Here is an 11572-nt window from a genome sequence, read left to right on the forward strand (position 1 = left end):
CTGTGATGACCCGTTCCGCACGCCGGACCGGCGGCTACCGCCCCACCCTCCGCATAGCCGGCGCGGGCGCCGCCGCCCTGCTGGCGCTGACCGCCTGCTCCGACTCCGACTCCGACTCGGATTCGGCCTCGGACTCCGACCCGGGTTCGGGAAAGGGCGGCGAGTCCGGTGAGGTGTCCGGCGAGGTCACCGTCTTCGCCGCCGCCTCCCTCACCGAGAGCTTCGAGGAGCTCGGCGCGCAGTTCGAGGAGGACCACCCGGGTGCGAAGGTGACGTTCAGCTTCGGCGGCAGCGACGCCCTGGCCGCGAGCATCACCGGCGGCGCCCCCGCCGACGTGTTCGCCTCCGCCAGCCCCACGACGATGGAGATCGTCACGGACGCAGGGGCCGCGGCCGGCACCCCGGAGACCTTCGTCCGCAACCAACTGGAGATCGCCACCCTGCCCGGCAACCCGGACGGGATCGCCTCGCTGAAGGACCTCACCGACTCGGGCCTGAAGGTCGTGCTCTGCGACGAGACCGTGCCCTGCGGGTCCGCCGCGCAGAAGGCCCTGGACGCCGGCGCGCTGACGCTCACCCCCGTGTCGTACGAGGAGGACGTCAAGTCCGCCCTCAACAAGGTGGTGCTGAAGGAGGCCGACGCCGCCGTCGTCTACAAGACCGACGTGCGGGCGGCGGGCGACACGGTGGAGGGCGTGGACTTCCCCGAGTCCGCCGACGCGATCAACGATTACCCGATCACGCTGCTCAAGGAGGCGCCGAACGCCGCCGCGGCCGAGGCGTTCGTCGAACTGGTGCAGTCGGCCGAGGGGCAGAAGGTGCTGACCGGGGCCGGGTTCCTCAAGCCGTGACGTCGCCCCCCGCCGCGGGCGAGGGCGAGGCGGCGGAGACCCTGGCCGGTGGCCCCGCCCCGCTCCGCCGGCGCCGCGAGCGGCCCCGGCGCCGGTCCGGGTCCGGCGCCCGGGCCGGCGCCCGGTCCCGCCCGCCGGGACGCGGCGGGGCGCCGCTGCCCCTGCTCGTACCGGCGCTGCTCGGGCTCGCGTTCCTGGTCCTGCCGCTCCTCGCGCTGTTGCTCCGCGCCCCGTGGAGCAGCATGCCGGAGCTGCTGACCAGCACCGAGGTCTGGCAGGCGCTGCGGCTCTCGCTGGTCTGCGCGACGGCGGCGACGGCGCTGAGCCTGGTCATCGGGGTGCCGCTGGCGTGGCTGCTCGCGCGAGTGGAGTTCCCGGGGCGCGGACTCGTCCGGGCGCTGGTGACGCTGCCGTTGGTGCTGCCGCCGGTGGTCGGGGGCGTGGCGCTGCTGATGGCGCTGGGGCGCAACGGGGTCGTGGGGCGGTGGCTGGACGACTGGTTCGGGGTCACGCTGCCGTTCACGACCGCGGGGGTGGTGGTCGCGGAGGCGTTCGTGGCGATGCCGTTCCTGGTCATCGCCGTCGAGGGCACGCTACGGGCCGCGGACCCCCGCTACGAGGAGGCCGCCACCACGCTCGGCGCCTCCCGCTTCACCGCCTTCCGCCGCGTCACCCTGCCGCTCGTCGCGCCGGGCATCGCGGCCGGGGCGGTGCTGGCGTGGGCGCGGGCGCTGGGCGAGTTCGGCGCCACGATCACGTTCGCGGGGAACTTCCCGGGGCGTACGCAGACGATGCCGCTGTCCGTCTATCTCGCGCTGCAGAGCGACCCGGAGGCGGCGATCGCGCTGAGCCTGGTGCTGCTCGCGGTGTCGGTGGCGGTGCTCGCGGGGCTACGGGACCGGTGGATGACCTCGGCATGAGCGACGACTCGGGACGGGAAGAGCCGCGCGGGAAGACGCGCGGAGAGGCGCGCGAGGCGCGCGCGGCGCGCGGGAAGGCGCCCGGCGAGAGCGGGCTCGACGCGCGGCTCGTCGTCGAGCGCGGCGCGTTCCGGCTCGACGTGGCGCTCACCGCGCGCCCCGGCGACGTCCTCGCCCTGCTCGGGCCCAACGGCGCCGGCAAGACCACGGCCCTGCGCGCCCTCGCGGGCCTCGTCCCGCTCACCGACGGGCATCTGCGCCTCGACGCCGCCGAGTTGGACCGTACGCCGCCCGAAGACCGCCCGGTCGGGGTCGTCTTCCAGGACTACCTGCTCTTCCCGCACCTCAGCGCCCTGGACAACGTCGCCTTCGGGCCGCGCTGCCACGGCGCCACCAAGGCCGGGGCCCGCGCCGAGGCCGCCGCCTGGCTGGCGCGGATGGACCTCACCGCACACGCCGCCGCCAAGCCCCGCCGGCTCTCCGGCGGCCAGGCCCAGCGCGTCGCCCTCGCCCGCGCCCTGGCCACCCGCCCCCGGCTGCTGCTCCTGGACGAACCACTGGCCGCGCTCGACGCCCGTACCCGCCTGGAGGTCCGCGCCCAGCTCCGCCGCCACCTCGCCGACTTCGAGGCCGTCGCGGTGCTCGTCACCCACGATCCGCTGGACGCGATGGTGCTGGCGGACCACCTCGTGGTCATCGAGGACGGCCGTATCGTGCAGCAGGGCGCCCCCACGGACATCGCCCGCCATCCGCGTACGGACTACATCGCCCACCTCGTGGGCCTCAACCTCTACCGGGGGCGGGCCCGCGGCCACGCCGTCGACCTCGACGACGGACCCGCGATCACCACCGCCGACGACCTCACCGGGCCGGTCTTCGTCGCGTTCCCGCCCAGCGCCGTGACCCTGCACCGGGACCGGCCGACCGGCTCCAGCGCCCGCAACCTCTGGCGCTGCGCGGTCGCGGGACTCGAAACCCACGCCGACCAGATCCGCGCCGAACTCACCGGCGAACTCCCCCTGGCCGCCGACCTGACCACCACCGCGGCCGCCGAACTCGACCTGCACCCGGGCGCCGAGGTCTGGGCGGCGGTGAAGGCGACGCAGACCCGCGCGTACCCGGCCTGAGCCCGGCCGGGTACGCGGGCGGCGGCCACGGGCGGCGGCGCCAGCGGCGGTGCGTGCCCGCCGGCCGGGGCGGTCCGGGCCGCCGCCGGCCGGCTACTCGTCGGCCGGCTTCGCCTTGTCCGCCTTCTGCGGCTGCGGCGAACTCGCCGCCTCCGCCTCCGCCTTGGCCTCGCTCACCGCCGCGTCCGCCCCCTTCGCGGCCTCCACCGCCGCGGCCACCGCGTCGAGCGCGGGCTTGGGTGCGGCGGCCAGCTCCGGCGCGCCGGACTTGTCCAGCGCCGGCGGCTGCCCGTCCGCCGCCGCGGTCGCCGCGGTCGCCGCTGCCGTCGCCGCCTCGTTCGCCGGTACGGCGTGGGGTACGCCCGGCGCCGACTTGTCGCCGAAGGCGGTGGTGACGGTGCGTACCGCCTCGGTCAGCTCGCCGGGGATCACCCAGAACGTGTTGTTGTCGCTCTTCGCCAGGTGCGGCAGCGTCTCCAGGTACTTGTACGCGAGGATCTTCGGGTCGGCGTTGTTGCGGTGGACGGCCTGGAACACCCGCTCCACCGCCTGCGCCTCGCCGTCCGCCCGCAGGATCATGGCCTGCTGCGCGCCCTGCGCCTCCAGGATGTCCTTCTGCTTCGTGCCCTCGGCGGTCAGGATCTTCGCCTGCCGCTCGCCCTCGGCGTGCAGGATCGCCGCGCGCTTGTCGCGCTCCGCGCGCATCTGCTTCTCCATCGCCTCCTTGATGCTGTGCGGCGGGTCGATGGCCTTGATCTCGACGCGGTTGACGCGGATGCCCCACTTGCCGGTGGCGTCGTCGAGGACGGAGCGGAGCCGGGCGTTGATCTCCTCGCGGGAGGTGAGGGTCTCCTCCAGGTCCATGCCGCCGATGACGTTGCGCAGGGTGGTGACGGTGAGCTGGTCGATCGCCTGGAGGTAGTCGGAGACCTCGTACGCGGCCTTCCGCGGATCGGTGATCTGGTAGTAGAGCACCGTGTCGATGTTGACGACGAGGTTGTCCTCGGTGATCACCGGCCGGGGATCGGACGAGTAGACCTGCTCGCGTACGTCGAGCTTGGTGTTGATGCGGTCCGCCACCGGCAGGACGAAGTTCAGTCCTGGCTGGAGCGTACGGCGGTAGCGGCCGAAGCGCTCGATGTTGTAGCGGCGGGCCTGCGGGACGACCCGCACGCTGCTCGACACCAGGAAGACGACGACCAGCGCCGCCAGGAGCATCGGGATGACAACCGGGTCCACACTTCCTCCGTTGGCTGTGCGTTCGGCGGCCCCTCGGGGCTCAGGGGGCTCGGGAGTTCGGGGCGGTCAGGTGCGCGGGGGTCAGGGAAGAAGCTCGCGGGGATAGACGACGGCCGTCGCGCCTTCGATCTCCATGACCTCCACCAGCGCCCCCACCGGAATCACCGCCGTCTCGTCCAGCGCGCGGGCCGACCACTCCTCGCCGGCGAGCTTGATCAGTCCCCGGGTCGCGGTGACCTCCTGCACGACCTCGGCCCGCTCGCCGAGCAGCGCGTCGCTGCCGTCCCGGGTCAGCGGGGTCTGTGCCATGTGCTTCAGCGCGACGGGACGTACGACCACGAGCCCCGCTGCCGCCGCCGCCCCGAGGGCCACGAACTGCCCCAGCGCACCGACGCCCACCCCGGCCACCACGGCGGCGACCATCGCGGCGCCCGCGAGCAGCCCGAAGACGAGCGTCATCGTGAAGAATTCGGCGGCACCGAGCGCCGCGGCGGCGAGCAGCCAGACGATCCACGGCATCGCGTCAGCCTCCCTCGGGGGACTCGCCTCCAACCTACATCCCCGAAATGCCGGGCAGAACAGGCGAGTTCAGGTGGTTCCGGGATTCGGCAGGCTGTTCGCCCGCGGGCCCCGCCGGAGCGGGCGCGGGGTCAGGTCCGTGCGCGTACGGGATCCGGCAGCAGCCGGGGGATGAGGCGTACGTAGATCACCATGCCGACCACCTCGACCAGGGTCTGGGTGACGACCACCACCGCGGCGGCGGCCAGCCGGTCGGGCAGCGCGAGGGCGAGGGGGAGGACGACGAGGGAGTTGCGGGTCGCCCCGGTGAAGACGATCGCGCGGCCGGCGGGGACGCCGAGGCGGAACAGCCGGGCGACGCCGAGTCCGGCGAAGGCCATCACGGCGAGGAAGAGCACGTAGAACGGCACCACGCGGGCCACGTCGCCGACGCTGTCGTCGACCTTGGGCACCTGGGAGGCGACGACGGTCGCGAGGGTCGCGGCCATCAGCGGCACCATCGCGGTGCCCGCCGCGTCGGCGGTCTTCTGCCCGGCGGGGCGGCGGGCGGCCCACGCCTGGGTGAGCCAGGCGAGGGTGAGCGGGATGGCGATGAGGACGACGAACGCCTCGATGAAGGGGCCCGCCTCGACGATGTCGGCGAGGTCGGAGCCCATGAAGAGGTACAGGTAACCGGGCAGCAGCACCATCTGCGCGATCAGGAGGAGGGGCGTGGCGGCGAGGAGCCGGCGGCTGCTGCCGCCGGCGAGGCCGCTGAAGACGATGACGTAGTCGATACAGGGGGTGAGGAGGACGAGCAGCACGCCCATGCGGATGGCCTGCTCGTCGGGGAGGAAGGCGAACATCGCGGCGACGACGAGCGGTACGACGGCGAAGTTGACGACGAGCGCGGCGGCGAGGAACCGGCCGGCGCGCAGGGAGCGGAGGAGTTGGGCGGCGGGCACCTGGAGGAACGTCACGTAGAGGAGGGCGGCGAGCACGGGGTTGATGGCGTGCTCGAGACCCGGACCGGCGTCGGGGGCGGCCCAACCCACGATCCCGCCGACGACGAGGGCCCCGAGGTAGACGGCGACCTGATGCCGCTCCATGGCGACGACGATCCCGCCAGGCTGCGCCACGGCTGCTCCTCAGGGGGTTGGGTGATCTGCGGTGCTCCCTAGACGGTAATCGGCCGGGCGGCGGCGGCCGGGGCGGGGGCCGTGGGGGGTTCGTTCCTGGTGCGGGGCGCTGTTGCGGCGTGGGCGCGCGGGCTACGATTCGCGGCGATGACCAGGCCACGCAGGGTTCCGGACGCCGCGACGCGCCGCCTCCGCCTGCTCGGCTACGTCCTCGTCCTCCTGGGCCTCCTCGCCGGGACGGCGTCCTGCGCCGACGCCGGCCGCTCCGGCACCACCGCGAGACACGGACTCGTCCTGCGCGCCGCCGTTCCGCAGGGCGACGTCCTGGACGCGCTACGTCCCGACGTGGCGCCTGACGCCGTCAGGACCGCCGCCGCACCGGCGGACGACCGCCCGGTCGACGCGGCGCCGGTCGACGTCGTACTGGCTGACGACTCTCCGGCCGCCGGCTCGGCCGCCGACGGCCTCCCCGCCGATCCGCCCGGCGAAGCCGTCCTGTTCGACCGGCCGGCCGCCGCCGCCCCCCTCCCCCAGGACTGCACCGCCGCTCATACCCCCGGTGGCTCCGCCGGTGACTGTCCCGCCGCCTCTGAGCGGGCCGCCGCGCCGCCGCTCCCCGGGGCCGGGGCCTGGCCGGCGCCCGGGGACGGGCCGCCGGGTGCGTCCAGTGCCGCCGCCCTCGCCGGATGCGGCGTCACCCCGGCCCCGCCCGGAGCCCTCCGCACCCCCGATCTCCACCAACTCCAGGTCCAGCGGACCTAGGACGGATCCCCGCGCACGCCCCAGAACCGGACCGCCGCCCGCGGCGCCCGGTGCGTGTGCCCACCCCGTACTCCGTCCACCACACCCCTACGCACACACCCCGCCGCGCGTCCGCGTAGGCGCGCGACCCGGGGAGAAGGGTCCGCACACCATGGGTTCCGCCAAGTCCAAAGCCGCCGCCCGCCGTGCCCGCGTCGAAGAGCTGCGCCGCAAGGAAGCCGCCCGAGAGCGGCGCAGCAAGCAGCTCACCTATCTCGCCTCCGCCGTCGTCGTGGTCGCCACCGCCGTCGGCGGCTACTTCATCGTCGACAGCGCCCGCGAGGACGAGAAGGCCGCCGCCGCGCCCCTCAAGGGCGAGCAGAGCTGGGACGACCTCGAACAGAACCACGTCACCGAGGACGTCGACTACAAGATGACGCCCGCCGCCGGCGGCGACCACGACCCCGCCTGGCAGAACTGCAACGGCGACGTCTACGACCAGCCGATACGCGAGGAGAACGCCGTGCACTCCCTGGAGCACGGCGCCGTGTGGGTCACGTACGGCGACAAGGCGAAGGAAGGGGACGTCAAGACGCTCACCGAGCGCGTCACCAACACCCCCTACTCGCTGATGAGCCCCCACCCCGACCAGACGGGGGTCATCACCCTGTCCGCCTGGGGCAAGCAGCTCACGGTCGAGAAGGCGGACGACCCGAAGGTGGGCAAGTTCTTCGACAAGTACGTCCAGGGTCCGCAGACCCCCGAGCAGGGTGCCGCCTGCACCGGTGGGAAGGAGGCGTGACGCTCCTCCGGCCCGCCCTGCGGTGGCCGCTCGCGATGCTGGCCGCCGCGGTCCTCGTCTGCGGTGCGTTCCTCGTCGTCCTCGCCACCGGCGCGGACGGCGACGACACCCCCGCCGTCCCGGACGCCGGCTCCGCGGACGCGGGGTTCGCCCGCGACATGATCGTGCACCACCAGCAGGCCGTGGAGATGTCCCTCATCGTGCGCGACCGCACCGGCGACGAGGACGTGCGCCGGCTCGCGTACGACGTCATCAACACCCAGGCCAACCAGCGCGGCATGCTCCTCGGCTGGCTGGACGCGTGGGAGCTGCCGAAGTCGTCGGGCGAGCCGCCGATGGCCTGGATGGGCCACGAGATGCCCTTCGAGGCGCGCGACGGCGCGCTGATGCCCGGCATGGCGACGAACACGCAGCTCCGCCAACTGCGGGCCGCGGACGGTGAGGACGCCGAGGTGCTGTACCTCCGGCTGATGACCGCGCACCACCAGGGCGGCGTGCAGATGTCGCAGATGGCGGCGGGCGCGGTGGAGACCCAGGTGGTGCGGCGGCTCGCGGAGACCACGCTGCGCGGGCAGCAGTCGGAGATCAAGCTGATGCGGGACATGCTGGAGGAGCGCGGCGGCATCATGAAGCCGTAGCCGCACGAAGCCGTGGCCGCGCCCCACGTCAGTGGCGGCTCACCAGTACGCGCTGTCGTCCCACGGCTCGAAGCCCGCGAACTCCACCGGGTCGTCGTCCTGGTCCAGGACGGCGAACCCGGGCGTGCGCAGCTTCCCGCGCTGCCAGTCGAGCAGCGTCCCGACCAGGCCGCCCGCCAGCGGCGGGCCCTGGTCCGCGTGCCGGGGCCAGACGATCAGCGGCCAGGCGTCGGGGTCCGCGCCCTCGGTGAGCCAGCCGAGGCGGTCGCCGTCGACGGTGCCGGCGAAGGAGAGGAAGCCGCCGGGCTCGGGCCAGGCCGCGAGCGGGTACCACTCCGGGTGGGCGGCCCTGAGTTCCCGGTACGCGTTCGCGGTGCTTTCTGCGTGGGTACGGAACCGGCGTTCGCCCGTCCGCAGCGGGGTGGAGAAGTGCAGCCACCCGCCCCAGATCCCGGCGCCGTACTCGTCCATGAGCCGGACGTACTCCCCGGGCAGCCGGGTGCCCAGCTCGGCCCACAGTTCCTCCCAGGACCCGTCGCCGAGGTACGGCCGCGCCGGCGGCGGCGACAGCAGCCGCAGCGCGGCCGTCCCGGTGCCGGTCTCCAGCGCGACGCGGCGCTCGGCCGCGGTGAGCCGGGGCGGTACCGGCTCGGGCGGGGTCCACGGACCGGCCTCGGGCAGGAACGCGGTCCGCGCGGCGGTGCCCGGCAGCGGCCCGAGCAGCGGGCCCGGCGGGGTGGGGAGTTCCCAGGAGTCGCGCACGGTGAGGCGGAGATAGCCGGTGAGCGTCAGGTCGTACCGGTGCCAGGGTTGCAGGCCGCTGCCCGGTATCGCCCCCGAGTGCCGTACCACCACGGTCCACTCGTCGGGGTCGGCGGAGACCGAGGTGTCCCAGAACAGCACGTCGGTGCCGCGCGTGCAGCCCCACGCCAGCAGGCCGCCGGGCTCAGGGTGGAGCGCGGGCCGCTCCGCCTCGGGCAGGTCCCGCGCGGCGATCCGTGCCTCCCGGTGGGTCTCGCGCAGCCACGCGCCGTAGTCGAAGCGGTCCTGCTGGCCGCACGGCACGTGGATCCAGACGTATTCGCCGAAGTCCAGCGGCCCGTGCCGGTCGGCGAGTTGTTTGTAGTCGGCCGGCAGCCGCAGCCCGAGCCAGTCCTCGACGGCCGCCCAGTCGACGGGTACGGGAGCGGGTGGGCGCTTCTCGGAGGGGGTGGTGAAGGTGCTGATGTCCGACGGCAATTGACGTCCCTCCGGGGTGCGGTGCTCGGTACGCGGCCGATTCTGCCGTCTCGGGTTCAGCGCGCGAGCGCTTCGTCGATGGCGGCGGCGAAGTCCTCGTACGACTGCGGGTTGGAGATCTTCTCGCCGCCGAGGAAGAACGTCGGCGTGCCCTGGACGTCGAGCGCGAGGCCGTCGCGCTGGTCGGCCCGTACCCGGTCGGCCGTGCGCGGGTCCGCCAGGTCGCGGTCGAAGCGGGCCTGGTCCAGGCCGAGTTCGCGGGCGAAGCCGCGGAAGACGTCCTCCTTCGACTCCTGCGCCTCGCCCCACTCCGCCTGGGTGTCGAAGAGCTTGCGGTACATCTCGTCGAACTTGTCCTGGCGGGCGGCGGCCTCGGCGGCGCGGGCGGCGAGTTCGCCGTTTCGGTGGCCGGGCATGGGGAAGTAGCGGGCGACGAAGGTGACGCGGTCGCCGTAGCGCTCGCGGAGCTTCTCGACGGCCGGGTAGTACGCGCCGCACGCCTCGCACTCGAAGTCGAGGAACTCCACGAGGGTCAGCTCGCTGTCGGCCGGCGAGGTCAGGCGGTGGCTGTCGGCGCGTACGACGCGGGCGTCGGCGGCGGGTGCGGCGTCGGTGGGGGAGTCGTCGCCGGGCAGGAAGGCCGCGGCGAGGGCGAAGACCGCGACGAAGACGGCGGCGATGACGACGGTGGCGTAGAGGTGCTTCTTCTTGTTCCCGCTCTGGGTGGTGGCGGTGCGGTTCTCGGGCATGGTTCCTCACGACGGGGTGCGGGCGGGCGGTGGCGTACGTACCGGCGGCGCCGGCCGGCGCCGCGTTCCCGTCCGCGTCCGTCAGGAAGCGAGGGTGAGGCGGCCCGGGACCGGTGGCCGGGCGGGGAGCAGGCGGTACGCCGGGGGTGCGCGCAGCCGCAGCCGTGCCGGGCCGCGGTGCCGGCGGGGCGGCGCCTGGGCAGCGGGGAGCGGCGGGCGGGGCGGTGCGTACGCGGGGTGCGCGGCCCGTACGAGCCGGTGCGCGAGGACGTACCCGCGCACCTCGGCGACCACCGTCAGGACGCGCGCCGGCAGCGCGTCCGCGGCGCCGAGCAGCCGGGCGGAGATCAGCAGCGCGACGGCCTGCGCGGCGACCAGCCCCCACGGCGGGTGCGACGGGCCGGCGACGGCGGGGGCGGTGACCACGCACAGCACGTCGAGCGCGAGCTGCGCGGCGACGAGGACGGCGAGCCCGCCCGTCTCCGTACGCCGCTGCCGCCCCGCGACCAGCCACCCGGCGACCGCCGAGACGGCGAAGAGCCACAGGCACCCCTGCGCCCGCAGCGCCCCCGCGGGCAGCACCGCCCCGAGCTGCGGCAGCAGCACGCACCCGGCGGCGAGCGCGGGCGCGGGGGCGGCGTACGGACGAGCGGTCATGGTCGTCGCAGCCTAACCAGCACCGCCACCGCCCCGGGCCCCGGTCCACCTCCGGCCGGTCCGGTCATCTCTTTCTCCGGCTCGAACGAGGACTCGACGGAAAAGCCGCTCCGCGCTGTCCGGACCCGTGATTCGCCGTGCCGCGCGGGCGCCTGGGAACTCGCCGGACACGTGAACTCGTGTGCATTATCGTCGGCTTGTCCGCAGTGGGGTGCGCGGGGGGACAGTCATGGCAGAGAACAAGTTGTCGGTGTGGCTCGGTGTCGCGGCCTCCGGAATCACCGTGCTGGCGTTCTTCGGGATCACCAATATCGATCAGTTACGGGAGGGAGCCGATCCGGCTCCGACCGGGGGCACCGCCCCGAACGGCCACAGGGGCTCCGTGGGCGCGGGCGGCGAGGGCGCCCCCGCGGAGGGAGACGCCGCCGTGGACGAGGACGCGCCCGTGGACGAGGACGCGCCCGCCGATGAGACCGGCGGGGGCGACCCCGATCCCGCTCCGGAGGAGGACACCCCCTCGACCGGCGGCAACGGCCCGCTCACCAATATCTCCAGCGGGCTGTGTCTCGACACCAACGGTCCCCCGGGACCCGGTGTCGCATTGCAAATGCGTGCCTGCGCGAACTACACCGGCCAGAGCTGGACCTACGACGAGAACGACCGTCACTTCGCCAACCCGCCCAGCGGACTGTGCCTCGACACGGCCGGAGCCCCCGCCACGGGCGTCGGCCTGGTGGTGAACCCGTGCGGGAACTACACCGGCCAGGTATGGCACCACGATCCCGGCACCGGCCAGTTGGCGAACCAGACCACGGGACTGTGCATGGACACGGCCGGGCCCCCCGCCGTCAACGTCGGCCTGGTGCTCAATCCGTGCGGAAACTTCACCGGCCAGCTCTGGCGCAGGTGAACCTTCCCGCCCGCCACCGGCCCTCCGGCGCCGGTCCGCCCCTGGCTACGATGTGGCTGCGC

At 74.2% G+C, this 11572-nt stretch carries 13 protein-coding genes; 7 read left to right on the forward strand and 6 right to left on the reverse strand.

Annotated elements, in window-relative coordinates:
• Positions 1 to 5: 5 nt before the first annotated feature.
• Genes modA through ACFYVJ_RS15110 form a run of 3 tightly spaced genes read left to right on the forward strand, consistent with a single transcriptional unit; the run spans position 6 to position 2898 of the window.
• Positions 6 to 851: a molybdate ABC transporter substrate-binding protein gene (gene modA, locus ACFYVJ_RS15100; RefSeq protein WP_388890984.1), complete on the forward strand. Its 846-nt coding sequence runs from the start codon at positions 6 to 8 to the stop codon at positions 849 to 851.
• Positions 848 to 1771 (forward strand): ABC transporter permease, encoded by a 924-nt coding sequence (locus ACFYVJ_RS15105; protein ID WP_388890986.1) that lies wholly within the window; start codon positions 848 to 850, stop codon positions 1769 to 1771. The genes modA and ACFYVJ_RS15105 overlap by 4 nt, the downstream gene beginning before the upstream one ends.
• Complete coding sequence (locus ACFYVJ_RS15110; protein WP_388890989.1) at positions 1768 to 2898, forward strand: ABC transporter ATP-binding protein; 1131 nt, start codon at positions 1768 to 1770, stop codon at positions 2896 to 2898. Before ACFYVJ_RS15105 ends, ACFYVJ_RS15110 begins: the two co-directional genes overlap by 4 nt.
• A 93-nt stretch (positions 2899 to 2991) precedes the next feature.
• Here ACFYVJ_RS15110 and ACFYVJ_RS15115 read toward each other — a convergent pair whose 3' ends face one another.
• The 3 genes from ACFYVJ_RS15115 to ACFYVJ_RS15125 form a co-directional block, all read right to left on the reverse strand.
• The gene (locus ACFYVJ_RS15115) at positions 2992 to 4137 is read right to left on the reverse strand and encodes an SPFH domain-containing protein (protein WP_388890992.1); all 1146 of its coding nucleotides are present in this window, start codon (positions 4135 to 4137) and stop codon (positions 2992 to 2994) included.
• Positions 4138 to 4218: 81 nt separating this feature from the next.
• Positions 4219 to 4656: an NfeD family protein gene (locus ACFYVJ_RS15120; RefSeq protein ID WP_388890994.1), complete on the reverse strand. Its 438-nt coding sequence runs from the start codon at positions 4654 to 4656 to the stop codon at positions 4219 to 4221.
• A gap of 131 nt (positions 4657 to 4787) precedes the next feature.
• Positions 4788 to 5744 (reverse strand): arsenic resistance protein, encoded by a 957-nt coding sequence (locus ACFYVJ_RS15125; protein ID WP_388891359.1) that lies wholly within the window; start codon positions 5742 to 5744, stop codon positions 4788 to 4790.
• Between the two features lie 177 nt (positions 5745 to 5921).
• On the opposite strand from ACFYVJ_RS15125, the gene ACFYVJ_RS15130 reads away from it, so the two are divergent.
• The 3 genes from ACFYVJ_RS15130 to ACFYVJ_RS15140 all read left to right on the forward strand — a co-directional run bounded on the left by ACFYVJ_RS15130 (position 5922) and on the right by ACFYVJ_RS15140 (position 7955).
• Complete coding sequence (locus tag ACFYVJ_RS15130; protein WP_388890996.1) at positions 5922 to 6536, forward strand: hypothetical protein; 615 nt, start codon at positions 5922 to 5924, stop codon at positions 6534 to 6536.
• Positions 6537 to 6687: 151 nt separating this feature from the next.
• Entirely contained in the window at positions 6688 to 7317 is a 630-nt protein-coding gene (locus ACFYVJ_RS15135) for a DUF3105 domain-containing protein (protein ID WP_388890999.1), read from the forward strand.
• Entirely contained in the window at positions 7293 to 7955 is a 663-nt protein-coding gene (locus ACFYVJ_RS15140; protein WP_388891362.1) for a DUF305 domain-containing protein, read from the forward strand. Before ACFYVJ_RS15135 ends, ACFYVJ_RS15140 begins: the two co-directional genes overlap by 25 nt.
• A gap of 39 nt (positions 7956 to 7994) precedes the next feature.
• Here the strand turns inward: ACFYVJ_RS15140 and ACFYVJ_RS15145 are convergent, their stop codons facing one another.
• From ACFYVJ_RS15145 to ACFYVJ_RS15155, 3 genes are all read right to left on the reverse strand, one after another.
• A complete protein-coding gene (locus ACFYVJ_RS15145) occupies positions 7995 to 9194 on the reverse strand; it encodes a hypothetical protein (RefSeq protein WP_388891002.1) in 1200 nt (399 codons plus the stop codon).
• Positions 9195 to 9250: 56 nt separating this feature from the next.
• Complete coding sequence (locus ACFYVJ_RS15150; RefSeq protein WP_388891004.1) at positions 9251 to 9943, reverse strand: DsbA family protein; 693 nt, start codon at positions 9941 to 9943, stop codon at positions 9251 to 9253.
• An 81-nt stretch (positions 9944 to 10024) separates the two neighbouring features.
• Positions 10025 to 10600 carry a hypothetical protein gene (locus tag ACFYVJ_RS15155; protein ID WP_388891006.1) on the reverse strand — a complete coding sequence of 192 codons (576 nt, stop codon included), beginning with the start codon at positions 10598 to 10600 and terminating at the stop codon, positions 10025 to 10027.
• Positions 10601 to 10829: 229 nt separating this feature from the next.
• Between ACFYVJ_RS15155 and ACFYVJ_RS15160 the strand changes: the two genes are divergently transcribed.
• Positions 10830 to 11510, forward strand: a complete 681-nt coding sequence (locus ACFYVJ_RS15160) for a ricin-type beta-trefoil lectin domain protein (protein WP_388891009.1) — start codon at positions 10830 to 10832, stop codon at positions 11508 to 11510.
• Positions 11511 to 11572: the final 62 nt, after the last annotated feature.

This window comes from Streptomyces sp. NPDC004134 (assembly GCF_042874195.1).
GTDB lineage: Bacteria > Actinomycetota > Actinomycetes > Streptomycetales > Streptomycetaceae > Streptomyces.

Bases quoted from the DNA above. Each gene is read 5' to 3' on its own strand.
- modA (WP_388890984.1), top strand. From the start codon at position 6: ATGACCCGTTCCGCACGCCGGACCGGCGGCTACCGCCCCACCCTCCGC.
- ACFYVJ_RS15110 (WP_388890989.1), top strand. From the start codon at position 1,768: ATGAGCGACGACTCGGGACGGGAAGAGCCGCGCGGGAAGACGCGCGGA.
- ACFYVJ_RS15120 (WP_388890994.1), bottom strand. From the start codon at position 4,656: ATGCCGTGGATCGTCTGGCTGCTCGCCGCCGCGGCGCTCGGTGCCGCC.
- ACFYVJ_RS15125 (WP_388891359.1), bottom strand. From the start codon at position 5,744: ATGGAGCGGCATCAGGTCGCCGTCTACCTCGGGGCCCTCGTCGTCGGC.
- ACFYVJ_RS15130 (WP_388890996.1), top strand. From the start codon at position 5,922: ATGACCAGGCCACGCAGGGTTCCGGACGCCGCGACGCGCCGCCTCCGC.
- ACFYVJ_RS15135 (WP_388890999.1), top strand. From the start codon at position 6,688: ATGGGTTCCGCCAAGTCCAAAGCCGCCGCCCGCCGTGCCCGCGTCGAA.
- ACFYVJ_RS15150 (WP_388891004.1), bottom strand. From the start codon at position 9,943: ATGCCCGAGAACCGCACCGCCACCACCCAGAGCGGGAACAAGAAGAAG.
- ACFYVJ_RS15155 (WP_388891006.1), bottom strand. From the start codon at position 10,600: ATGACCGCTCGTCCGTACGCCGCCCCCGCGCCCGCGCTCGCCGCCGGG.
- ACFYVJ_RS15160 (WP_388891009.1), top strand. From the start codon at position 10,830: ATGGCAGAGAACAAGTTGTCGGTGTGGCTCGGTGTCGCGGCCTCCGGA.